Genomic DNA, 23,865 nt, shown 5'->3' with positions numbered 1-23,865 from the left:
GGTCAGGCCGCGGCGACCTCTCGGGACCGGACGGGCGCGACGACCCGCCCGGCGACCCGCCGCGCCCAGTCCTCCCAGTCCTCGAACTCAAGGAACCGGGCCAGCAGGCCGAGTTGCCCGACCGGGTCGGCGACCAGGTCCTCGTAGCTCATCCGGTGCAGGTGTCGCGGAGGCAGGTCGGTGAGCGCCTGCTCGGCCTGGCTGGTCAGGAACGCGCTCAGACCGAGGTAGCGGCGCAGGTCCTGTCCCCGCTCCCGGAGCAGGTCGGCGGTGAGCCGGTCCGGCAGATACCGTTCCAGATCCTCGGGCACCGACTGGCCAGGCTCGATCCGGAAAGGATCGAGCCCGCACCGGCCGAGGAACTCCACCCGCAGCTGGATCAGCTGGAACGACGAGTGCCGGCTCATCGACCGGGCGGTAGCCTCCCGGTCGCGGGTCAGGTACACCACCTTCGCCTCGGGAAACGCCCGCAACAGGTACGGAGCGACGTGACTCGACCCGCCGGAACGCTCGACCCAGCGCCGCTTGCCGGTGACCACGGCCAGCAGGTCGAGGAACATCCGGTGGTGGTCACCGACCGACTGCGTCGGGAAGTCCGGCACCCGCTCGGCGAGTTGGTCGAACAGGCGGTCCGGGTCGGCGGTCAGCTTCGACAGGGTGATGGCGAGGATCCGCGGCAGTTCGGTCATCCGGTCCGCCCACCGGCCGGTCGCCGGATAGCGCACCTCCTTCGGCGGCAGCCCGATCCGGAAGAGGGTGGCGAGTTCCGCCTTGGGGCTGCTCAGCACCGCCCAGTACGCGGCACCGGTGAGCACCTCGGAACTGCGTGCCCAGGGTGCGACGGACATGAAGAACTCCTGCGCCGAGAGAGTCTCGGGCTGCTCCGCGATCAGGTCCGAGAGCAGCGTCGAGCCGCACCGGCCGTTGCTGATGATGATCGACCTGCCGGGGACCGGGGTGTCCATCCGAAGACCTCCTGCACGATGGGTTGTCACGGGGTGGTGGCGGCCTCGGCCACCTCGACGGCGCACTCCTCGCGGAGCCAGGCCAGGACGAGCCGGCGTACCGCCTCCGGGCGGTCGATCAGGACGGTGTGTTTCTCGCCGGGTAGGACGACGGTCCGCGTCTGCGGTAGTAGCCGGACCACAGCAGGTGCCAGCTCGACGACCGCGGAGTTCGCGCCGTACAAACAGAGCACCGGTACGCCGATCGCGCTGATCTGCGCGGAGCTGGGCAGGGCACTGGCCGGAAGGTCCCTGGCCAGGGTGGTCGTGACCAGCATCTCGCCGGTGGCCCGGGCCCGTCGGGCCACCCGTTCCCCCCGACCGGCGCTGATCTGTGCCAGCGCCTCCGGCCGGGGCAGGAGATTGGCGGCCCGGTCCAGCCGGCGCGCGACCCGGGCCATCCACGCCCTGGTCGGTGGTGACGATTCGATCGCCGTGACGGAGGCGACCCGGTCCGGGTGGTGGACCGCGTACGCGAACGCGATCGTGCCGCCGAACGAGTTCCCGAGCAGGTGCACCGGACCGGCGACGTCGAGTTCGGTCAGCATCGCCGACAGGTCGTCGACGAAGTCGTCGAGGGCGTAGCCGGTGGGTGGGCGCTCGCTGTGGCCGTGCCCCCGCAGGTCGTACATCAGCACCCGCAGCCCGGCGTCGGCCAGCGGCTTGGCCACCGTGAAATACCAGCTCGCGAGGCTGTCGGAGGCCATCCCGTGGATCATCACGAGGGTGGCCGGCCCGTCATTCCGGCCGGTGCGGCCCGCGCCCGCCCCTCCGTCCGGTGGCTCGAGTCGCTCGACGTGCATCTCGATTCCGTTGGCCCGGATCATCGTCACGAGCGGACCGCCTCGACAACGGTGGGACTGGCGTCGGCCGGCCTGTCCCGGCCGGCCGCGTCGAGGGAGTGTGCGATGTGCTCGACCAGTTGCCCGACCCGCAGCTCGCCCACGGTCTCCAGATCCAGTTTGGCGACAAAGTGCGCGAAGTTGACGGTGTTGCCGTACCGGGCCTGCAACCGGCCGGCGAGGGAGACGACGTCGATGCTCTCCATGCCGAGCTCGTCGCGGAAGGTGGTGTCCATGGTGATCGGGGCATCGGTGGCGAAGTCGCCGAGTACCGCGTCGATGATTCCCGTGAGTTCGGCGAGGATGTCGGCGTGCGAGGCGGCCATGGGATCTACTCCTTCGGATGGGGGTTGGGTGCCGGTCACGGTTGATCAGCCACGGCGCCGGTTCGCGGGCCCCAGGTCCAGGCGACGACGTAGCGTCGGGGCGGTAGGTCGTCGGGATTGCCGACCTCGCGGTGCTCCACCGGGTAGATCCGATCGTCGACGTGGACGGTCAGCACCGTGTCCGTTGCACTCGTCACGACGAACCGGCGCGGGCGCCCGTCGAGTCCGGTTCCCTCCGCCTTGCCGACGGCCTCCTTGGCGGCCCAGAACCGGGTGAACCACCGTCGCCGGTCCTCGGCGTCGCCGCCGAGTGAGTCCAGCAGGGCGGTCTCCCCGTCGGACAGGGCGAAGCGCAGGGTGCTCTCCGGATGGTCGGTGATCTCGGCGACGTCGATGCCGACGCCCGGCGCGTCGGGTGGCGACGCCGAATCGCGGGGTTTCGCGACCGCGACGCCGATCTCGGCGCAGTGCGCCAGCGAGACGTCGCAGTCGCGCAGGTCACGGCCCGGACGTCCGTACACCCGGGGCCGCCCGTCCGGATCGTTGCCGACCGTCAGCTCGATCGGGTAGATGTCGCTGTGCCCGTCCTCCCACAACCGGAACCGGACGGCGTCCTTCACCGCGATCCGGCCCAACAGCCACTGCTTGCGGGATTTGGCGGGCTGCCGTTCGTAGTCCGCGTACGCGGCCGAGCCCAGGATGCCGCGCGCGGCCATGCCCTGGGTGACCAGGTCGGTCCAGCAGTCGAAGGCCATCGTCCAGCCCTCGGGTTGGATCAGCGACATCGGATGCCGCTCGGGGAACCGTTCCGCTGGCCGCGCCTGCGGATGGCTGTCGAAACGGCGGTCGACCGCGCCCTCGATCTGCGCCCACACCCGGTCGTTGACTACCAGTTGGGTGTCCGCGACGAGTTGGGCGTCGTCGATCGAGCGCACCCGGGCGACACACTCGAACGCCGTACCGGGCTGCGGCGGTGGCCCGAAGTACCGGATGTGCCCCAGGCCCACGGGCAGCGCCACGGTACGGAACGGCTGCGTGGTGATGAGCCAGTTGCCGATCAGCTGCAGCGCGTTGTCCAGCAGAGCGCCCGGCGGTACGGGTGCGGTGACCACGCCCCGTACGTGCATGTCCCCGAGGGCGTGTACGGCGGTGACACCCTGGAACCGGGGGCCGTGGAACATCAGCCGCTCCGCGTACATCTCCTCGGCGCTGATCCGTGGCGGCCGTTCGGTCGCGGGATCGTGCCGCCACACCTCGGGCGGGTCCGCCGGATAGTCCGTGGCGAGTTCCACCGTCGACCGGGCGTACGGGCCGAAGGTGACCGAGACCAGGCCGTCACCGGTCGGCTTCACCGTGATCTCGACGTCCTGACCCGGCTCGGCTATCAGCCAACGGTTGAACCTGGCCTCGCGTACGGCCACCGCCCGCATACCGGGCACCGCCTGCTCCGCCGCGTCCACCATGTGCTGGACCAGGGTGGTCGCCGGCACCACCGGCCACCGGTCCTCCATGTTCGGCCAGTCCGGTGGCTGGACGAAGAAGCAGTGGTCCCTCAGGTACGGCATGGTCTCGACCGAGACCCGCAACGTGATCCGCCGAACCGTACCCCGGCCGCCGTTGCCGCCGTTGGCCTCCCTCCCGGTGTCGGACATGTTGGCCGGACCGACCCCGCTGGCCGTGGTGCCGTTGCCGTTGCCGGGGGTGTGGGGGCCGGTGGTTCGGATGGTCCCGGCCGGCGGGGCGACCGGGGGCTGCCCGACAACCGGCCGCGGCACCACCGGCGGAGCCGGTCGCTGCGCGCGGTGCGCCGGTGCGGCGGCGTCCAGCACGCTGACCGCGTCCCGCGCCGTGTCCTGCAACAGTGCGGCGAGCTCCGCCGCCGCGCTGGACCGCCCGGCCAACCGGTGCAGTGCGGCCAGCGCCGCCGCCGGGTTACCGCCGGTACCTGCCGGCTCCGGCTGGCGTCCCGCCCCACCTGTCGCCGACGCGTCGACCGGCACGGCCGGACCGTTGTCCGTCGCACCGGACAGATGGTGCGGCTGGACGCCGCCCACCGAGACGCCGAGCAGACCGGCGGCACCGGCACCGAGCCGGACCAGTGGTCCACCCAGGTCCAGCGGAACCGACGGGCCACGCCGTACCGGTTTCGCGGGCGTCTTCGCTGGTCGCGGGTCGAGCGCGGTCAGGTTCGGGCTGCCGCCCTCCACCCAGATCGCGGTGGCGACCCGGCGGAGCTGGTCCAGCCCGCTGCGGTGCTTCACGTTGACCGGCATCGCGAGATGGTCACGCCCGCGCAGGTTGTCGCTGATCAGCGAGGCGAGCTGTCCGGCGCCGAGTTGGAGGAAGACCCGTACGCCGGCGTCGTACATCGCCGCCACGGTCTGACGGAACCAGACCGGCTCCATCATGTGCCGGACGAACAGGGCGTTGACCTGCGCCTCGTCGGCGGGGAACGGTGCCGCCAGGGTCGCCGACCAGACCGGTATCCGAGTCGGGTGCACCTCCCACCGGCGCAGCGCCGCACCGATCGACTGCAGGCCGTCGGCGAACACGGGAGTGTGGAAGGCCGACCGGAACGGCAGCTTCTGGCACAGCACGTTCTCCGTACGCAGCGCTTCGACGAGCCGGTCCACCTGGGATTCGGGGCCGTTCACCACCGACTGTGCCGGGGCGTTGTCGTGTGAGAGCACCACCCCGGGGAAGTCGCCCAGCATCGGGGTGACGCGCTCGGCACCGGCTCCCACGGCGGCGAAGACGTACCCGGAGACCTCGACCGAGTCGGCGTTGAACAGCTCCAGGAACTCGTCCATCGCCGCCGTGCTGATCTGTCCACTGGTCGCGGCGGCGGTCCACTCGCCGATGCTGTGTCCGGCGACCGTGTCCGGCAGCACGCCGACGCGGCGCAGCGCCTCATCGAGCAGCTTGCCCACCTCGATCAGCCCGGCGCCGTGCCGGCCCAGGTCCGTCGCGGACCACTGCCGGTCCGGCAGCCCGAAGTGCGCGGCGATATCCGCGGTACGCGGGGCGAACTCCGCCTCCAGGCCGGGAAAGACGAAGGCGAGGCGCCCGGTGCCGGCGGCCAACAGCGGCGACGGACTGAACCAGATGTCCCGACCACCGCGCCACGCCTGCCCCCGGGCCACGGTCTTGCGGGCGACCGCCAGCAGCTTGTCGGTCGGGTTGACGATGCCGATCCGGCACGGCTCGCCCTCGGTCGCGGGCCGGTTGCTCCGGGCCCGTTCGATGCCGAGGGCCCGTACCTCGTGGTCGTCGCGGGAGAGCAGGCCGGCCAGCCGGACGGGGTCCGGCGCGGCGAGCCAGAGCACCTGGTCCGGCTCGGTCACCTCGACCGTCGAGCCGGCCACGGTCGAGGCCACGCCTCCTCCGACACCCGCACCGCCCGCTGTCACCGGGACCCCGCCGGCCAGCCGGTTCCGTACGCCGGCCGGCTCGGGTGCCTGCTCGACGATGACGTGTGCGTTGATGCCGCCGAAGCCGAAGGCGTTCACCCCGGCGCGACGTGGCCCGTCGCTCTCCCAGGGGCGGGCGGTGGCGACCGGGGCGAACCGGGTCGCCGTCATCTCCGGGCGTGGGTCGTCGCAGTGCAGGGTGGGCGGCAGCACCCCCCGGTGCACCGCGAGCGTTGCCTTGATCAGGCCGGCGATGCCGGCAGCCGGCATGGTGTGCCCGATCATCGACTTGACCGAGCCGATCACCGGGCGCGGTCCGTCACCGCCGTGTGGGCCGAACACCTCGGCGACCGAGACCAGTTCGGCCGCGTCGCCGGTCGGCGTACCGGTGCCGTGGGCCTCCAGCAACCCCAGCGAGTCCGGCGCGGTCGGATCCAGCCCCGCCGCCTCCCAGGCCCGCCGGATGGCCAGCACCTGTCCGGAGGAGGCCGGGTTGAACATGCTCGCCGAGCGGCCGTCGCTGGACATACCGCTGCCCCGGATGACGGCGTATACCCGGTCGCCGTCGCGGACCGCGTCGGACCACCGCTTCAGTACGACCACACCGGTGCCCTCGCCGATCAGCAGCCCGTCGGACTCCCGGTGGAACGGCCGGCTCTCCCCACGCCGGGACAGCGCCCGCAACTGGCTGAACACCGACCAGAAGCTGATGTCGTGCACGTGGTGCACCCCGCCGGCGAGTACGGCATCCAACCGTCCGCTGGTCAGTTCGGTGATCGCCTGGTCGACCGCGATCAGCGACGAGGCGCAGGCCGCGTCCAGGGTGTACGCCGGACCGCGCAGGTTGAGCCGGTTGGCCACCCGGGACGCGGCCAGGTTCGGCACCAGCCCGATCGTCCCCTCCGGCTGGTACGGGCCGAGCCGCTCGTCGAACTTCTCGCGTACCAGGTCGAGCCGGCTCTGGTCCAGTTCCGGGATCAACTCCCGCAGGACCTGGATGACCTGGCTCGACATCCGTACCCGTTGGGCATAGCGGGCCTGGGCCGGGCTGAGGATGCCGCCCCGCCCGAGGATCACGCCCACCCGGTCGCCGTCGGGCAGCCGGTCCGCCCCGCCGGCGTCGTCGATCGCGGCAGCGGCCACGTTCAGGGCGATGAGCTGGTCCGGCTCGATGTCCGCCACCGATGCGGGCATGATGCCGAACCGCAGCGGCTCGAAGCTCGCGAACTCGTCCACGAACCCGCCGCGCCGGCAGTACATCCTGTCCGGTCGGTGGGCCTGGTCCGGGTCGTAGAACTCGTCGTCCCACCGGTGCGCCGGCACGTCGGTGATCGCGTCCACGCCGTCGACCAGGTTGCGCCAGTAGTTTTCCAGGTTGCCGGCGCCGGGCATCACCGCCGCCATCCCGACGATCGCGACCGGGTCGCGCCGATCGGTGCTCGTGTTCATCTTCGACCTCTCGCTCCACCGTCGACGGGCCTACCGGGGGTACGGCTCAGCCGCTGCCGCACCTCGTGCACGATCACCAGCCCGAGGCGGTGTAGACCACGGAGTTGATCTTCGGGTCGCCCCAGGCCAACTCGCTCAACAGACTCAGCGCGCCCGCTTCGGGGTCGATCAGTTCGATGCCGCGCCTGGCGTACTCCCGGCTCAGCTCGGCACTGACCATCCCGCCGTGCCCGGCGCCCGGCGCCCAGGGACCCCAGTGCACGGTCACGCAGCGGTTGCCGGTGCCGGCCGCCCACCGGGCGCCGATCGCGTCGATCGCGTCGTTCGCCGCGGCGTAGTCGCCCTGACCCCGATTGCCGTACGCCGCGGCGATGCTGCCGAACAGCACCACGAAGCGGGGCGCCGAGCCCAGCTCGTCCAGGCCGGCCAGTACCGAGCGGGCGCCCTCCACCTTGGTGCCGAACACCCGGGCGAACGACTGCGGGTCCTTCTCCGCGATCAGCTTGTCCTCGATCACCCCGGCCGCGTACACGACGCCGTCGACCCGGCCGTGCGTACGCTCGATGTCCAGCAGCAGACTCCGGGTCGCCGACGCGTCCCGCACGTCGAGGGCGTGGTAGCGCACCTCGCTGCCCAACTCGCGCAGCTCGCCGAGGGTCGCCTCGACCTCGCGGGCGGCCAGGACCGCCTGCGCGGTGCGTTCGATCTCCGCCGGTGACCGTAGACCCCGGCGGGCGAGCGCGGCCCGCAACGACGCCCTGTCCCGGGCCGACACCAGGTCCGGATCCTCCGGCTCGGTCGGCAGTGGCGTGCGACCCACCAGCTCGATCCGGCAGCGGCTCGCCATGGCCACCGCACGGGCGAACCACGGCGTGATCCCGCGCGCCCCACCGACCAGGACGACCACCGAGTCCCGGTCGAGGCCGATCGCCGCTGCCTCGGAGGCGCCGTCGCCGGCCGGCCCGGCACCGCTCGTCGCCACCGCTCCCAGCGCCACCGGTGCGAGGTCGACCGTGGTCCGCTCGGTCTCGCCCCGTACGACAACCGGTGCGTCCCCGCCGGCCAGCAGTTCGTCGAGCAGGTGTCGGGCGATCCGCTGCGGGTCGGCGGCCGCGTCGACCTCGACGTACCTGGCCGTGACCTGCGGGTACTCCCTGGCAATGGTACGGAACAGGCCGGCCAGTCCATCGGTACGGTCGGTCCCGCCAACGGGTCCCGCCGCCAGCAGCCAGCGTGGACCGGCTGCGAGCGCCTGCTTGAGGAACGGGAAGATCTCGGGCAGCAGAGGGGCTCCGGCGCCGGTCAACCCGTCGAGCAGGATCAGCCCGTCGAAGCCGCCGAGCTGACCGGCCTGCTTCCCGTCCGCTACACCGGTCTGCCCACCCGCCCCATGCTCCTGGAGGAGTTCGGCGAGGTAGGCCAGCGCCGGACTGGCGCCGGTGATGAGGAAACTGGTCCCGGCGAGCACGTCGACGGGCTGCCCGGCGAGCGGGGCACCGGCGTCCGCGCCGGAAGGTCCCGCGATCACCTTCGCCTGGGGCAGGAGCCGCTTCGGCGTGATCCCCGCCCGGGCCCCGGTGGTGACCTCGGCAGCGACCGTCACGGTGTCGGCGACGGCGACGGCGGGGACGGGCGCGGGTGCGATGGCCGGACTCATCGTGGCCGGCGTGGATGGCGCCGCCATCGGTGCGGGTGCGGCGGTGGTGAGCGCGCGTGGTGCGGGCGGCGGGGCCAGCGCGCCGTTGCCCACCGACGGTGCGGCAACGGCCTCCCCCTGCATCTTCTGGTTGAGCCAGTCGACCATGGTGCGTACGGTGCGGGCCTTGACGAGGTCTTCGAGTTCGGCTTCGTCGCCTTCGACGGCGAGGCGTAGTCGTGCGGCGACCTCGCCGGCGACTTCGGCGCGTTTGATGGAGTCGATGCTGAGGTCGGCTTCGAGGTCGAGGTCGAGTTCGATGAGGTCGACCGGGTAGCCGGTGCGTTCGCTGATCACGTCGAGGATCGCGGTCTGGAAGTCGGGTCGGGCCACCACGACCGTGCCGGTCGCGACCAAACCGCCGGAGTGCGCCGACCCGCTCGCCGGTCCGAGTACGGCGGTCGCGTGGATCACGGTCGTGCCCGCCGTCGACCGCATCTTGTGGTTGAGCCAGTCGACCATGGTGCGTACGGTGCGGGCTTTGACGAGGTCTTCGAGTTCGGCTTCGTCGCCTTCGACGGCGAGGCGTAGTCGTGCGGCGACCTCGCCGGCGACTTCGGCGCGTTTGATGGAGTCGATGCTGAGGTCGGCTTCGAGGTCGAGGTCGAGTTCGATGAGGTCGACCGGGTAGCCGGTGCGTTCGCTGATCACGTCGAGGATCGCGGTCTGGAAGTCGGGACCGGACGCGGCGACCGGCACGGCAGCCACGTCGACCGCGCCCGCCGGTGCGGCCGGAGACACGGCCACCAGCGCCGTCGTCGTGACCGGTGCGACCTCGTTTCCATGACCGGGAAGCACCACCGGCGGGTACGCCTCGGTGGGCTGCCACACGAGCCGCCCACCGGCACCCTCGCCGAAGTACGCGAGCATCACGTCCCGCTGCGAGGCGATCATGTCCCGGCTGGTGCGCAGGAACTCGCTCAACAACTCGTCGCGGCCGTCCCGGCCACCGAAAGTGGTCTCGTTCGATGCGGTCATCGACAACTCCTTGATCCGTCGTGGGGGCGTCATCCCGCCGGGCAGGCTGTTCCCGAACTGGTCGCGTACGAGCTGGCCGTCGACGGTCCAGAACGGGCGCCGGGCCGGCTCGACCGTCGCGAGGTCCACCGTGTCGCGGCCCTGGAACAACCAACCGGTCCGGACCGGTACGCCGGCACAGGCAAGCTGGGCGACGCCGACGAGGAAGCCGCGCAGCCCTTCCTCGGGGCGCGGTTCGGCAGCGACCGCGAGGTGCGGCCGGTCGCCGAGGACGGCCCGGACCAGTTTGGTGAGGACCTGACCGGGGCCGGCCTCCACGAAGATCCGGGCGCCGCTGGCGTACATCGACTCGACCTGTTCGACGAAACGCACGGGTGCGCCGATCTGCGCGGCGAGTCGTTCACGTACCCGGTCGGCGTCGCCGTCGTACGGGGCGGCGGTGTGGTTCGACCAGACCGGGATCGCCGGCTCGCGTACCGTGCTGGCCGCCAGCGCCTCGGCGAAACGTGCGGTCCCGCCGGCCACCACCGGACTGTGGAACGCGCACGCGACGGAGAGTCCCCGGGCAGTCAGCCCGGCCTCGCGCAGCGCCGCCACTGCCGATCCGACCGCGGGCGTCGGACCGGAGATGACCACCTGGGTCGGCGTGTTCCGGTTGGCCAGTACCACCTCGCCGGCCAGTCCCGCCTCGGCGAGTACCCGGCCGACCTGCTCGGCGGTGCCGGTGACCGCCGCCATGGTGCCCGGATCGTCGCCGGTCGCGGCGAGGATCGCGTCGGCCCGTTGCCGGCTCAGCGCGAGCAGGGTCTCCGGATCGAACGCGTCGGCCACGCAGAGCGCGACCAGTTCCCCGTAGCTGTGTCCACCGGCCAGGTCCGGCCGCACGCCCAGCCGCCGCAGCAGGTGGTCGACCGCCAGCCCGCCGATGCCCAGTACGGGCTGGGCGACCCGGGTGTCGCGTACCCGGTCCTCCTGCTCGCGCACTGTCTCGGGGTCGAACGCCGACGGCGGGAAGAGCAGGTCCGCCCACTCGTCACCGAGGCGCAGATAGTGCCGCAACTCGGGGAACGCCACGAACAGTTCGGCGAGCGCTCCGGGTCGCTGGCTGCCCTGACCGGGGAAGAGGAAGGCCACCTTGCCCGGCTCCGGGTCGTCCGGCGGTTGGACCAGTCCCCGCGCCGGATCGTGCTCGCCGGCCAGGGCCCGGTCCAACAGCTTGGCGAGTTCGTCCCGGTCACGGGCGACGACGGCGATCCGGACCGCGCCCGCCCGGTGATCCGCCTCGCCGGCCAGGGATGCGGCCAGGTCACGCAGTGACCACGGTCGGCCCAGTTCGTCGCGGGTCGCGAGCATCTCCACCAGCCGCCGTACCCGCGACTGGGCGGCAGGGCGGTCGGCGCCGCGGAAGCAGAAGAGTTCCGCCGGCCAGGACTGCCGGGTGTGCCGTGGCTCCGGGCCGTTCGGGTACGCGCTGAGCACGGTGTGGAAGTTCGTCCCGCCGAAGCCGAACGCGCTCACCCCGGCCAGCCGCTCGGCTGCCGGCGCCGTCCACGGGCGGGCACCGGTGTAGAACGCGAACGGGCTGCGTTCCGGGCTCCACGCCGGGTTCGGGCGGGTCAGGTGGATCGTGGGTGGCTTGACTCCGGTGTAGAGCGCCAGGCTCGCCTTGATCACGCCGGCCAGGCCGGCGGCACACTTGGTGTGCCCGATCTGCGACTTCACCGAGCCCAGCGCGCAACTACCGGGCTCCGCGCCGGCCTCGTCGAAGAACCGGGTCAGGGTCTCCAGCTCGGTACGGTCGCCGACCACGGTGCCGGTGCCGTGCGCCTCGACCAGGCCGACCTGTCGGGGGGAGACGCCGGTACGGTGGTAGGCCCGGTCGAGGGCACGCCGCTGCCCGCTCGCCCTCGGCGCGGTGAGTCCGAGCGCGCGTCCGTCACTGGAGCTTCCGACGCCCTTGATCACGGCGTAGATCCGGTCGCCGTCGCGTTCGGCGTCGGCCAGCCGCTTCAGTACGACGCACGCCACCCCCTCACCGAGGGCGATGCCGTCGCCGGTGCTGTCGAACGTACGGCACCTCCCGGTCGGGGAGAGGGCGTGCGCGGAGGTGAACATCAGGTAGTCGTTGATGCCGTTGTGCAGGTCGGCGCCACCGCAGATCATCAGGTCGCTGCTGCCGGCGCTGAGTTCCTTGCAGGCGGCGTCCATCGCGGCCAGCGAGGAGGCACAGGCGGCGTCGATGGTGTAGTTGGGGCCGCCGAGGTCGAGACGGTTGGCGACCCGGCCGGCGATGACGTTGGCCAGCACGCCGGGGAAGCTGTCCTCGGTGACCGTGGGAAGTTGGTCCTCCAACTCGGTCGGCACGTCACCCAGGTAGGCCGGGAGCATGGTCCGCAGCGTCTGGGCGTGGCCCATGTCGCTGCCGGCCTCGGCACCGAACACCACCCCGGTCTGGCTGTGGTCCGCGCCGGCCGCGTCGTACGGGTATCCGGCGTCGACCAGCGCCCGGTGCGCCACCTCCAGCGCGAGCAACTGGGTCGGGTCGATGCTGCTCAGCGCCGCCGGGGGGATCCCGTAGCGGATCGCGTCGAACGGGACCGGATCGATGAACCCGCCCCACCGGGAGACGCTGATCCGCCCCGCCTGTCCGGGGCCGACCTCGGGTGCGTAGTACGTGTCGACGTCCCACCGGTCGGTCGGCACCTCGGTGACCGCGTCGGCGCCGCCGAGCACGGTCTGCCAGAAGCTGTGCAGGTCGGGGGAGCCCGGCAGGATGCAGGACATGCCGACGATCGCGATGTCCAGCGGCGCGGGGGGCTCCTCCACCGGTGTGGCCGGCGGGGTGAGTTCGGCGCGCAGCGCGGCGGCCCGTACCGCGTGGAACTCCCGTGCCTCGGTGGTGACCTGCGCGTGCAGTTCCGCGACCGTGGTCGGCGCGTGGCGCAGCACGGCAACCTGGCCGGCCATGAACATCCCCTCGACCGCCTGGACCGCCTCGTCGACCCGCGCCAGGCCGTCTTCCTCCCGGCGTACGCCCTTGCTGGCGATCCGCAGCCGGCCGACGTTCAGCAGCTCCAGCTGTTCCCAGACCTGGCGGTTCTCCACCCCGGCCGATTCCAGTTCCTCCCGTACGCCGTGGAAGTCGTCGACGAAGGGACTCGGCAGGCACCGGGTCGCGTGTCCGGGCGCGGTCTCCAGCAGCGACGTACCGGTGGCCGCGATGGCCTGCTGGTGGAACAGGGGCTGGATGGCGCCCTCTTCGACCGCCTCGGAAGTGAAGAGGTAGGCGGTCCCCATCAGCAGCCCGATCCGCGCCCCGCGCCCGGTCAGGGGCGCGGCCATGGCGGCGACCATCGCCGCCGACCGCGCGTCGTGGATGCCGCCCGCGAACAGTAGCTGCAACCGCCCGGCGTCGTCCGGCTTGTCCGCCAGGAACTCCTCCAGTACCAACAGCTGCGCCTCCCACAGGGGAAAGCTCGCCCGTGGCCCGACGTGGCCGCCGCACTCCGCGCCCTCGAAGACGAACTTGCGCGCACCCGACCGGAGGAACTGCCGCAGCAGCCCAGGTGACGGTACGTGCAGGAAGGTGTTGATCCCGTCCTGCTCCAACACCGTGGCCTGGGACGGGCGCCCGCCCGCGATGATCGCGCAGGCGGGCCTGATCTCGCGGATCGCTTCGAGTTGTGCCGCGCGCAGCTCATCGGGCGCGAAGCCCAGCACCCCGACGCCCCAGGGCCGGTCGCCCAGCCGGTCGGCGGTCTCCCGGAGCACCCGACGGGACTGTTCCGCGCCGGAGAGGGCGAGCGCGATGAAGGGCAGCGCACCGTCGGCGGCGACCGCGGCCGCGAACGGGGCCTCGTCGCTGACCCGGGTCATCGGGCCCTGCACCACGGGTATCCGGACGTTGAGGGCGTCGGCGAGGGCGGCACCCGGCGCCAGGGCGTCACCGGCGGCCGGTTCGGCGATCGCTTCGAGGAGGGTGGCGCGGATTCCGCGTACGGCGGCTGCGGTGTCGGGCCAACGCTGGGCGAAGACGGCGGCGAGCCAGCCGTCCTGGCCGATCGGCAGCAGTTGCGAGGCGCTGTCGTGCGGGCCGCCCCGGCGGATCCCGCGTACACCGTCGACCAGGACCGTCTCGGACCCGTCCAGCCGGCGGATAGTGCCCCGTACGTCCGCCGGCAGCTCGGACTCCGGCATGAGGGTGAGCTGGCTGTCCAGGACGACCCCGGTCGCCCCGCCGATGACGCAGGCGACGGCGGTGCGGGGACCGATGCCGCCGGCGACCCAGATCGGCAGGTCGATGCCGTCGGCCGCGGCCAGTTGCTGGAGCAGGACGAACGAGCTGAGTTCGCTGACCCTGCCGCCGCCCTCCATGCCCCGCGCGATGAGCCCGTGCGCCCCGGCGGCGGCGGCCAGCCGGGCGTCGTCGAGGCTGGTCACCTCGACCAGCACCCGGTACCTGTCGACCACCTCGGCCAGTGGCCAGGGTGTGTCCAGCGGTACGACGACCAGGTCGACCCGACCGTGCCCCGCCCGGTCCACATCGGCCGGTGTGGCGGTGCAGCCGGCCGGTACGCGTACGCCGATCGGCTCGCTTGATCCGGCGGTGGCCTGGGCCAGGCCGGTGAGTGTCCAGCTGTCGCCGGAGGCGAGGTCCAGGACGCCGTGACCGCCGCCGTGGCGGGCGGCTGTGGCGATCCGGGGACTGGGTTCGAGGAGGCTACCGGCGCTGATCGCGATCACCAGATCGCGTGTGTTCGGTGCAGGGCTCATCGGACTCCCACTTCATGGGGCGGCGGTTTCTCGGATGCGACCGAATCAATCAAATGATCAACCGAGGTGACCCGTAGATAATTGGCGCTAATCGATCTCGGGCTCCAATTAAGTTAGGCCAGCTTAGTTACGGCTCAGTTAAATCTCCCTAACTAGAGCGTGGGCCTGAGGGTTTTTCCGGTGAGTCCGCCGGTATGCCGGATATCTGCCGCCAGTCGAGGACGCGTCGCGCTGACCTGGGCAGGAAGCTGGCAGGTTTCTGTCCGGCATCGGGTCATCGTGTTAAATATCGACCTACTTTGATTGCCAAGATGTTGCCTGCCACCCAAAAAGAGTGACGTCGATCACTATCTTCTTGCCGATCTGAATTGTGAAAGCACTCTTGTCTGGTCGGTTTGGTTCGCGGAACCATTCCTATCTAGTGAGTATGAAAATGGTCCGGGTGAGTCCTGCCGAATGGGTCGGAACACCGACCGGAGAGGAGGGAAATCGGCTCACAAAAGGCCTCGTCATCGCACCTGGCGGCCCGGCCACCGTCACTGAACCGACCACCGCCGACACGCCGGTCCGCTCCACCGGGCCGCGCCGCAGTGCCTCGCGAATCCCCCAGGGCGGAAGCCCGACGCGACCCCCGTACGCCCTTTCCTCGACACCCCCGGGTACCGATGGGCCGCCACGCCTGCGCGCGTCCAGCGGCGACGCCGGGTGCGCGTCGGCGGTGACCGGACCGGCAAGGCCTTGTCGGACGGTCGGCCCACCCGCCTGTCCAACCCGAGCCCTCAACTCCCCGCTTCCACCTCCTCCGACGAACTGGTGGTCCCTCATGCGCAAAATCCTCCTGCTGGCCCTGGTTGGTCTCGGCGCCCAACTGGTCGACGGCAGCCTCGGCATGGCCTATGGCGTGACCTCGACGACCCTGCTGCTCGCCGTCGGCGTCCATGCCGCCGCTGCCTCGGCCACCGTGCACCTCGCCGAGATAGGCACCACCCTCGCCTCGGGTGCCGCCCACTGGCGGTTCGGCAACGTCGACGCGAAGGTCGTCGCTCGGATCGGCATTCCGGGTGCGGTCGGCGCCTTCGCCGGCGCGACCTTCCTGTCCAGCCTCTCCACCGACGCGGCGGCCCCGATCATGTCGCTGATCCTGCTTGCCCTCGGTAGCTACCTCCTGGTTCGCTTCACCACCTTCGGTCTGCCGCAGGGCAACGTGGGCAAGCCGCTTCGCAAGCGATTCCTCGGTCCACTGGGCCTGCTCGCCGGCTTCGTCGACGCCACCGGTGGCGGTGGCTGGGGCCCCATCGGCACCCCGGCGATCCTGGCCAGCGGGAGGCTCGAACCACGCAAGGTCATTGGATCGATCGACACCAGCGAGTTCCTGGTCGCGGTCGCGGCGAGCCTCGGCTTCCTGCTCGGGATCGGTGCGGAGAACATCAACTTCGGCTGGGTCACCGCGCTGCTCATCGGCGGGGTGGTCGCCGCGCCGGTCGCGGCCTGGCTCGTACGCAAGGTCCCGCCCCGGGTGCTCGGCTCCGCGGTTGGCGGCATGATCGTGCTCACCAACAGCCGAACCCTGCTTCGCAGTGACTGGTTCGATGCCCCGGCCACCGTTCGTTACAGCTGTTACACGGTCGTCTGCGCGGTATGGGCGGCCGCCGTCGCCCACTCGATCCGTCAACACCTGACGGAGCAGCAACGGCATCCGGTCGCGATCGGTAGCGACTCAGAATCTCGGCCCAGTTGACCCAGTGCCGGCACCTCCCGGTCCGCGGTCGGGGAGGTGCCGGTAGGTGACAGCGGCAGGACCGGTCGACACGGGAGCGCTGTTGGGGAGGAGGGGTCACCTCGAAGCTCTCGCCACCATCGCTGGCATGCTGACTTGCCACTGTCGGCTCATCAGACAACCAGGTTAGGTGGGTCTGCCTCGTGGAGGGTGTTTCCGGCGATCTTGGTTAGTGGTTCTCAGCCGTCCGGGAAGGCATCGTCAGGCTGAGGCCTTCCCGGACGCCGGCTCGTTCGCGCGCGGCGAGGATGTCCGGGACGTGCGTCTCGGCCCACTGTCGTACGGCACGCAGCGGAACCAGCAGGGAGCGGCCGAGTTCGGTCAGGGCGTATTCGACGTGGGGCGGGTTACCGCCCAGGTCGGTACGGGTGAGCAGGCCGTCGGCCTCCATGGCGCGCAGCGTCTCGGTGAGGGCCTTGGGGGTGATTCCGCGGATGTGCGCTTTGAGCTCGGTGAACCGCATCGGTCCGTCCTCCAGTGCGTTGACGGCGAACACCGTCCAACGCGCCCCGATGCGGTGCAGCACGGTGCGACTCGGGCACGTCGCCGCCATGACGTTGTACGCCTTACCCATGGGTCCTCCCGGTAGCGTTGAAGATACCGGTAGCAAATGTATACCGTCGCGGTCATGAGAGAGAACCTGACAGGCAAGCGGATCCTGGTCGTCGGCGGGGCTCGCGGTATCGGCGCTGAGATCGTCCGGCGCACCGGGCAGGCCGGCGCCGACGTCGTCGTCGCCACACGGTCTGGCCCCGAGGTCCGGATCGACGTCACGGACGAGACCACCATCGCGCGGGCCGCGGAGTCGCTCGGCGCCTTCGACCACGTGATCTCCACCGCGTCGGCTCACCATGACGTGCCGGTGCCGGACCTGGAACACGACAAGATCCAGGCCGCGTTCGCCGCCAAGGTCGTCGGCCCGCTGCTGCTGGCCAAGCACTTCGCCCCCCGGATGCCCACCGGCGGATCGTTCCTGTTCTTCTCCGGCATTGTGGGCTGGCAGCCCAAGCCGGGCACCGTCGTCAAAGGTACTGCGAATGCTGCCCTGGCCGCGCTGGTCACCCACCTGGCCGTCGAGCTCGCGCCGCTGCGTGTTAACGCCATCGCGCCCGGTATCACCGACTCCGGCACCTGGGACCGGCTCCCGAACGAGCGTCGCCGTGCCCTGTACGACAGTGCCGCCGCAGCCTCCCTCGCAGGCAGGGTCGGGACGCTCGAGGACGTCACCGACAGCGCCCTGTGGCTCCTGGGTGCGGGATGGGTGTCGGGCGAGACGGTCCATGTCGACGGCGGCGCACGGCACCGCTGACATGGCAACCAACACCAAGATTCAGCCCCGTGCCCTCGTCCGGGCCTCCGGAGGCCCCCGCTATGCCGTCGCCCTGGCCGTGGACGCGCTCGGCACCGGACTGCTGCGGCCCTTTCTGCTGCTCTACGGAGTGACGGTGCTGAGGCTGTCCGCGTCGGCCACCGGCATCGCCATGACGGTCGGCATCGTCATGGGGCTGGTGTGCATGCCCGCGGTCGGCCGATGGCTGGACCGGGGCGCACGCAGCACGGTCGTGGCGGCGTCGATGCTGGTGCGGGTGGTGGGCGTGGCGCTGCTGCTGGCCACCCCGGCGGGGCACGTCTGGCTGTTCGCGGCGGCGGCACTCTTCCTCGGCATCGGCAACCAGGCATGGCCGGCCGCCCACGCGGCCCTCGTGGCCACGGTCGCCCACGGCCGCGAACGCGACGCCGCTCTCGCGGCAGGGCGCGCGCTGCGCAACGCCGGCCTGGGCGCGGGTGCCCTCCTCGCCACCGCATGCCTGGCAGGCGGCACCACCGCATTGCAGGCGCTGGCAACTGTCACCGGGCTCGCCTATCTCGCCGCGGCAGCCTTGGCATGGTCGGTCCACCTGCACACGCATCCGGCCGCTACTGCGGACAGGGACAGGGCCGACGGGCCCGCACCTCGGATGCGCGCGCTGCTGGCAGCCAACGTTGTGTACGTCTTCTGCCTCAACGTCCCCGAAATCGCGCTCCCTCTGGTCCTGGTGACCCAGTTGCACGCATCTCCGGTGTGGTCGGCGGCCATCTTCGTGGCGAACACGGTGCTGGTGGTCACCCTGCAGGTGCCGGTCACGGTCCTGACGTCCCGCTTCTCCCGGCGAACCGTGCTTACTCTCGCCGGCGTGGTACTCGCCGCGTCCTACCTCGGCTTCCTCGCGGCCACCTCACTGGGACACGGCTGGAGCGTCCCGGCAGTCGCCACGGTGTCCGTGGTCTGCACCATCGGCGAGATCATCTATGCCGGCAGCGCCACCGCGCTCGTCACCGCCCTCGCCCCGGCCCATCTCCTGGGACGCGCCCTCGCCCGCTTCCAGCTCTCCACGGGCTTCGGCCTCGCCGTCTCCCCGGCAGTCATCACCGCTCTCGCGCCCCACGGCTCGGCCGCCCTCTGGGGCAGCCTCACCGCCGCGACGCTCCTCTCCGCCTCCGCCGTTGCCACCGAGAAGGATCAGGGCGCGGCTCAGCGGTTGCTGCCGCCGGGCGGGAGCAGGCTCGTGAGCTCGACAACCGCCTCTGGCGAGGGCTTGAAGTAGCGGCGGACGTTCTCCGGCACTGCACGTCGACACCGACGTGCTCGATCCGCCCCGTTCGGCCCGGCGAGCTACCCCGAACCGGACGGGCTTCTGCCGGCATAGTTGATCGCCGCGGCGTCGGCGGTGGCGCGTCACTGGCCCGTGGCCGAACCCGTCCTCACCGCCGCCATGTGAGCCCGGTTCGGTCGTGCGGCCTGCCGTGCGAGAAGTCAGTCGGCCGCGTCCGGATGTCCCGGCATGCTGGAACCGCCACTGCTGCTGCCGGAGGATCCGCCGGCCATGCCCGCGCCGTCGTCTTCGGTGACGATGTCCGGCTGTTCGTCGGTGTCGTCCGGCGCCGGCACGTCGGTGTCCGCCGTCACCTGGGGCAGTGCGACCCGGTTGGCATCGTTCTCGGTGGGTGCGGGCTGCTAAGCCCAGCGTTCTTGCTGACCATGTCGTTCGCTGTCGCGAGTCAGGCCGATGCGGTTGGCCTCCGATTCGCCCGCCGGGCGGGCTGTCCGTCGGCTAGGGGCGCCGGGTTGTTAGGCGAGGTGGGCAGAGTCGGGGCGACCCTGCCCACCTCGCGGCGGGGGAAGCGCTTCTTCCGAGCGCCCTCTGCGGCGGGAGCCGTCCGGTATGGGTGATGCTGGAGCCGGAGCTGATCTTCGGCTCGTCCCGTCCAGAGGAGGACTCGTGGTGTCTCCGGCCAGTGCCTGCCGGCGGACGAGAGGGCACGGCGTCCGGCGTGCGTTGCCGTTTGTGCTGGCCCTGGTCGCGATGGTGGCCACGGGTTGCTTCTCGGAGCCGCCGCCGCCACCCGTGGAGTCGGACATGCCCGGCGTCTGGTGCGGTACCGAGAACGAGCTCCTCGACCTTCGGATTGACGGCACCTTCAGGATGGAGCGGATCTCCAAGACGTACGTGGACGAGATGCTGGGGGACGGTGACTACGTTGACGGGTACCGTCTCCGGACGGAGTTCGGCGGCGTGGCTCCGACCTCGGGTAGCGGTAGCTGGGACTACAGCCGCAGCATCCAGGGCCTGCCGTTCGTGGGACTGGAGTTCGAGCGTCTCGACGAGAAGACCGTCACCGAGGGCGTGGGGTTCGGGATCGAGTGGGACGACGACCAGCGTGCCGCGCTCGTGATCTACCACGGGAGCCGGGACAACGGGTGGCGTAGCTGGTTCAGGAAGTGCGACGAGCCGGTCCGGGAGTCCGGAGCCTGAGGCGAGGCCGGGCTCGGCTCCTCGTGGGGTGGGTTGTCCTTGCTCATGTTGGCGGTGGAGTTGCCGTTGCACGTGATGACCGCCGGTCGCGCGTACCCGGACGAACACGCCGTGTGGGGCAGGGACCTGAATTCGCGTTCGCTGGGCGCGGCCCGGCCTGCTCGTCGGCGGCGGTGTCGTGGCCGCGACCCGTCTGCTCCAGACCCCACCGCCACGGCACAGCGAGCAGCGCCGAGTTCGAGCGCCGAACAGCCCGGGGACCAGAGGCATGGCGTTGTTGTGGTCGATGTCGGCGCGCTGGTTCGGTGTCATGGGCTGGGCCTCGTACTCCTGAGCCATGTACCTGACCGCGACCGCAGGTGCGAACGGGGATGTCGGCGGACGACCGGGGCGAGGGGATCGCCCGGTGGAACGCCCTGCTCCGCCGCTGCACCGGGCCTTCGCGTGCTCCGATCGCCCCTCGGCCGGACCCGGATCCGTAGTAGTGTGCGTGCGTTGGACGGGCCCGACGGTCCATCAAGCTTGACGATGGAGTCTCCGGTGCGGGTTGTCCTTGGTGAGGATCTGGCTCTGCTGCGAGACGGTCTGATCCGGCTGCTCGAGGCGTACGATTTCGACGTTGTCGCCGCCGTCGACAACGGCCCGGAGTTGCGTGAGGCGCTGGTCACGCACCGACCGGATGTCGCTATCGTCGACGTCCGGATGCCGCCCGACCTCACCGACGACGGTCTGCGCGCCGCGATCGCCGCCCGCGCGCGGGTGCCGGGGCTGCCGGTGCTGGTGCTGTCGCAGTACGTGGAGCCGCTCTACGCGCGTGAGTTGCTCTCCGATCGCCGTGGCGCGGTGGGTTACCTGCTCAAGGACCGGGTCTCCGCGGTCGGCCAGTTCGTCGACGCCGTACGTCGGGTCGCCGCCGGTGGCACCGTGATGGATCCCGAGGTGATCTCCGAGCTGCTGACCGGGCGCGCCCGTGGGCACTCGCTCGACGTGCTGACGCCCCGGGAGCGGGAGGTTCTCGCGTTGATGGCCGAGGGCAGGTCGAACAGTGCCATCGCGGGTCAGCTCTTCGTGACCGAGAAGGCCGTCGCCAAGCATACGAACAACATCTTCAGCAAGCTTGGGCTGCAACTGTCCGACAGCGACAATCGGCGGGTGCTCGCCGTACTGGCCTATTTGGACAGTTAGGCGGAGCTTGTCTGCCGGCGGGGCCGCGCCGGCAGGCCGGGTCGGTGAGCCTGGTCATCCGGGACACCTCGGCTGTTCGGTCAGCCTGCCGGCTCTGAACAGGGGTGGCCACGGTGGTACAAACAGTGTGTTCGGAAGGCTACTCTTCGTAAATCAATTGTGACGCGGTAACGCGTCGGGCGTTGGTTGCCGGGGGTATGCCCGTTTGGCGGTGTGTCCAAGTCGGATAAAGCACTAACTTTTGCAGCTTGCTGCAGCCGGCGATCCCGGCACGCGGGTCGATGTGTCCCTCCCGAGTGGGGCTTGTCTCGTGTAGCGTCGCTCACGGCCTCATAAAACGAAGCCGGTCTTTGTCGTGCAGTTGGCAAGTAGCGGTCAAGATCAAATCCACGGTACGGGTCGCTACCGTTGAGTAGCGGCTTGCTCGATGCTCGACCGTGGATTATGGTTTTGCCGTTTGAACCGCTCGGTCGGGTAATAGTGCCGGCCGTTCTCGTGCGATCTGGGGGGATCGGGTGGGTCAGTCCATGGCGCCGTCTTTCGCGGTGATTCCGGGCAGTCAGGTCCGTGGCACTCTCCAATCGAGAGAGCGGCAGGTCATACAGATCGTCGAGTCCGCGTACGGGGCGCACCGTCGTGGCGAGACGGTGAATCCGGATTCCTACTTCCTGCGATTCCCTGATCGTCCGACCTCGCGGATCATTGCCCTGCCCGCTTCCATGGGTGGTGCGGATCCTGTGGACGGGTTGAAGTGGATTTCCAGTTTCCCGGGGAATGTCGAGAGTGGGTTGCCGCGCGCTTCTGCCGTGCTCATTCTCAACGATCCGGCGACCGGTTACCCACTCGCCTGTCTCGAAGCCTCGGTCATCAGTGCCGTCCGGACCGCCGCCTCCGCGGCACTGGCCGCCGACTGGTTGACCAGAGGACGTGGGCGACCGGCGCGGATCGGGTTCGTCGGTGCGGGGCTGATCGCCAGATTCACCCACACCTACCTGGTCGGCAGCGGCTGGACGTTCGAGCAGGTGGGCGTACGCGACCTGGTCGACTCCCACGCGCAGGGCTTCCGCGAGTACCTGACCAGGGCGGATGACGCACCGGTGACGGTCTACCAGGAGACCGAGGATCTGATCAGGTCCTCCGACATCGTCGTGTTCGCGACAGTGGCGGGGCGGCCGCACGTCCATGACGCAGCATGGTTCAGCCACCACCCGCTGGTGCTGCATCTCTCCCTGCGCGACCTGGCGCCCGAGCTCATTCTCGACGCCACGAACATCGTCGATGACATCGAGCACTGCCTGAAGGCGGACACCTCGCCGCACCTGGCCGAGCAGATCAGTGGCGGCCGGGAATTCATCCTGGGCACGCTCGGCGACGTGGTGTTCGGCAACGTATCGGTGCCTGCCGACCGTTCTGTTGTCTTCTCGCCGTTTGGGCTGGGCATACTCGATCTGGCAGTGGGCAAATACGTCTACGACCAGGTTCGGGCGTCCGGTGAACTGGCTGTGATCGACGACTTCTTCGCCGAACTCCGTAGGTACGGTTGATGCGGCTTCAAACTACTTCTGTTTGACGGGGGCCTTGAGTGCAGGTCATCACCGCGCCGCAGGACTATAACGAAGAAGAGCTGTTCATCAATCTTGAGCAAATCTTTGGACGCTCTCTTTATCTCAAGTGTGAAGGTTTCAACTTCGCGGGATCAATCAAGCTCAAAGCTGCGGCGGAGATGGTCGCCGGAGCCGAGCGGATGGGTTTGCTCCGTCGTGGGTCCGTACTTGTCGAGTCCTCGTCGGGGAATCTCGGAGTCGCGCTCAGTGCCATTGCCGCCAGTCGTGGATACGGGTTCGTCTGCGTCACCGACGTACGTAGCAACGCGTCGGTTATCCGCACCATGGAGGCTTTCGGGAGTCGGGTATGCGTCATCACCGAGCCCGATCCGGTGGGTGGCTTCCTCGGCGCCCGGCTCAGGTACGTACGTGACCTGTGCGACCGCGACGAGCGGTATGTGTGGCTCAACCAATACACCAACCCGAACAACTGGCGGGCGCACCACCGGGTCACCGCGGCGGCGGTGGCCCGCAGCTTCCCGCAACTCGACGTGCTGTTCGTCGGTGCCGGCACCACCGGCACCCTGATGGGGTGCGTCCGCTACTTCCAGGAGCAGCGGCCCTCGGTGCGGGTGGTCGCCGTCGACAGCGACGGCTCGGTGACCTTCGGCGGACCGGCCGGCAACCGGATGATCCCCGGGCTCGGTGCGGGCGTGCGACCGCCCATGTTGGACACCTCGGCCCTGGCCGGAGTGGTGCACGTGGCGGAGGTCGACACGGTCCGGGCCTGTCACCAGATGGTCCGGGCCGGCTTCCTCATGGGTGGCTCCACCGGCACGGTGGTCAGCGGCGCGCTGGCCTGGCTGGCCGAACACGATGCGAACAACGAGTTGACCGCGGTCGCCATCTCGCCCGATCTCGGCGACCGCTACCTGGAGTCGGTCTACGACAAGACCTGGCTCCGCGAGATGTACGGCGACGCGCTGAGCGACGTCCACGAGGGTGGGCCACGTTCGTTGGTGGCGAGCGTGCCGGCACCGGTCGCAGCAGGACCGGTGGCGTCAGGTCAACCGAGGAGCAGGTGAGG

Annotated in this window: 14 protein-coding genes; 7 read left to right on the top strand and 7 right to left on the bottom strand. The window is 70.4% G+C overall.

Features of this window, described 5'->3' with window-relative positions; genetic code table 11:
* Positions 1 to 2 precede the first annotated feature (2 nt).
* From OIE47_RS37455 to OIE47_RS37435, 5 genes are all read right to left on the bottom strand, one after another.
* On the bottom strand, positions 3 to 965 hold the full coding sequence (locus OIE47_RS37455; RefSeq protein WP_326559294.1) for a sulfotransferase: 963 nt from the start codon (positions 963 to 965) through the stop codon (positions 3 to 5).
* A gap of 26 nt (positions 966 to 991) precedes the next feature.
* On the bottom strand, positions 992 to 1,807 hold the full coding sequence (locus OIE47_RS37450) for an alpha/beta fold hydrolase (protein WP_326563343.1): 816 nt from the start codon (positions 1,805 to 1,807) through the stop codon (positions 992 to 994).
* Between the two features lie 26 nt (positions 1,808 to 1,833).
* Entirely contained in the window at positions 1,834 to 2,172 is a 339-nt protein-coding gene (locus OIE47_RS37445) for an acyl carrier protein (RefSeq protein WP_326559293.1), read from the bottom strand.
* 35 nt (positions 2,173 to 2,207) lie between these two features.
* A complete protein-coding gene (locus OIE47_RS37440; RefSeq protein ID WP_326559292.1) occupies positions 2,208 to 7,031 on the bottom strand; it encodes a polyketide synthase in 4,824 nt (1,607 codons plus the stop codon).
* Between the two features lie 73 nt (positions 7,032 to 7,104).
* Positions 7,105 to 14,478 (bottom strand): SDR family NAD(P)-dependent oxidoreductase, encoded by a 7,374-nt coding sequence (locus OIE47_RS37435; protein WP_326559291.1) that lies wholly within the window; start codon positions 14,476 to 14,478, stop codon positions 7,105 to 7,107.
* An 823-nt stretch (positions 14,479 to 15,301) separates the two neighbouring features.
* On the opposite strand from OIE47_RS37435, the gene OIE47_RS37430 reads away from it, so the two are divergent.
* The gene (locus OIE47_RS37430; protein WP_326559290.1) at positions 15,302 to 16,216 is read left to right on the top strand and encodes a sulfite exporter TauE/SafE family protein; all 915 of its coding nucleotides are present in this window, start codon (positions 15,302 to 15,304) and stop codon (positions 16,214 to 16,216) included.
* A 208-nt stretch (positions 16,217 to 16,424) separates the two neighbouring features.
* Here OIE47_RS37430 and OIE47_RS37425 read toward each other — a convergent pair whose 3' ends face one another.
* On the bottom strand, positions 16,425 to 16,829 hold the full coding sequence (locus tag OIE47_RS37425; protein WP_326559289.1) for a winged helix-turn-helix transcriptional regulator: 405 nt from the start codon (positions 16,827 to 16,829) through the stop codon (positions 16,425 to 16,427).
* Positions 16,830 to 16,883: 54 nt separating this feature from the next.
* Between OIE47_RS37425 and OIE47_RS37420 the strand changes: the two genes are divergently transcribed.
* The gene (locus tag OIE47_RS37420; protein ID WP_326559288.1) at positions 16,884 to 17,564 is read left to right on the top strand and encodes an SDR family oxidoreductase; all 681 of its coding nucleotides are present in this window, start codon (positions 16,884 to 16,886) and stop codon (positions 17,562 to 17,564) included.
* Positions 17,536 to 18,840, top strand: coding sequence for an MFS transporter (locus tag OIE47_RS37415; RefSeq protein ID WP_326559287.1), 1,305 nt, complete (start codon positions 17,536 to 17,538; stop codon positions 18,838 to 18,840). Before OIE47_RS37420 ends, OIE47_RS37415 begins: the two co-directional genes overlap by 29 nt.
* A gap of 209 nt (positions 18,841 to 19,049) precedes the next feature.
* Here the strand turns inward: OIE47_RS37415 and OIE47_RS37410 are convergent, their stop codons facing one another.
* Positions 19,050 to 19,202: a hypothetical protein gene (locus tag OIE47_RS37410; RefSeq protein WP_326559286.1), complete on the bottom strand. Its 153-nt coding sequence runs from the start codon at positions 19,200 to 19,202 to the stop codon at positions 19,050 to 19,052.
* Positions 19,203 to 19,515: 313 nt separating this feature from the next.
* On the opposite strand from OIE47_RS37410, the gene OIE47_RS37405 reads away from it, so the two are divergent.
* From OIE47_RS37405 to sbnA, 4 genes are all read left to right on the top strand, one after another.
* Entirely contained in the window at positions 19,516 to 20,049 is a 534-nt protein-coding gene (locus OIE47_RS37405) for a hypothetical protein (protein ID WP_326559285.1), read from the top strand.
* Positions 20,050 to 20,589: 540 nt separating this feature from the next.
* Positions 20,590 to 21,234, top strand: a complete 645-nt coding sequence (locus OIE47_RS37400) for a response regulator transcription factor (RefSeq protein ID WP_326559284.1) — start codon at positions 20,590 to 20,592, stop codon at positions 21,232 to 21,234.
* Between the two features lie 527 nt (positions 21,235 to 21,761).
* The gene (gene sbnB / locus OIE47_RS37395; RefSeq protein ID WP_326559283.1) at positions 21,762 to 22,778 is read left to right on the top strand and encodes a 2,3-diaminopropionate biosynthesis protein SbnB; all 1,017 of its coding nucleotides are present in this window, start codon (positions 21,762 to 21,764) and stop codon (positions 22,776 to 22,778) included.
* Positions 22,779 to 22,816: 38 nt separating this feature from the next.
* Positions 22,817 to 23,863, top strand: a complete 1,047-nt coding sequence (sbnA, locus tag OIE47_RS37390) for a 2,3-diaminopropionate biosynthesis protein SbnA (protein ID WP_326559282.1) — start codon at positions 22,817 to 22,819, stop codon at positions 23,861 to 23,863.
* Positions 23,864 to 23,865 lie beyond the last annotated feature (2 nt).

The sequence above is a fragment of the Micromonospora sp. NBC_01796 genome (assembly GCF_035917455.1).
Taxonomy (GTDB): domain Bacteria; phylum Actinomycetota; class Actinomycetes; order Mycobacteriales; family Micromonosporaceae; genus Micromonospora_G.
Note: the sequence above shows the minus strand (reverse complement) of the source record. Positions and strands in the feature narration are given on the sequence as shown.

Coding starts and splice junctions, on each gene's coding strand:
- OIE47_RS37440 (WP_326559292.1), bottom strand. CDS start 7,031: ATGAACACGAGCACCGATCGGCGCGACCCGGTCGCGATCGTCGGGATG.
- OIE47_RS37445 (WP_326559293.1), bottom strand. CDS start 2,172: ATGGCCGCCTCGCACGCCGACATCCTCGCCGAACTCACGGGAATCATC.
- OIE47_RS37450 (WP_326563343.1), bottom strand. CDS start 1,807: ATGCACGTCGAGCGACTCGAGCCACCGGACGGAGGGGCGGGCGCGGGC.
- OIE47_RS37435 (WP_326559291.1), bottom strand. CDS start 14,478: ATGAGCCCTGCACCGAACACACGCGATCTGGTGATCGCGATCAGCGCC.
- OIE47_RS37425 (WP_326559289.1), bottom strand. CDS start 16,829: ATGGGTAAGGCGTACAACGTCATGGCGGCGACGTGCCCGAGTCGCACC.
- sbnB (WP_326559283.1), top strand. CDS start 21,762: ATGGCGCCGTCTTTCGCGGTGATTCCGGGCAGTCAGGTCCGTGGCACT.
- OIE47_RS37455 (WP_326559294.1), bottom strand. CDS start 965: ATGGACACCCCGGTCCCCGGCAGGTCGATCATCATCAGCAACGGCCGG.
- OIE47_RS37430 (WP_326559290.1), top strand. CDS start 15,302: ATGCGCAAAATCCTCCTGCTGGCCCTGGTTGGTCTCGGCGCCCAACTG.
- OIE47_RS37420 (WP_326559288.1), top strand. CDS start 16,884: ATGAGAGAGAACCTGACAGGCAAGCGGATCCTGGTCGTCGGCGGGGCT.
- OIE47_RS37415 (WP_326559287.1), top strand. CDS start 17,536: ATGTCGACGGCGGCGCACGGCACCGCTGACATGGCAACCAACACCAAG.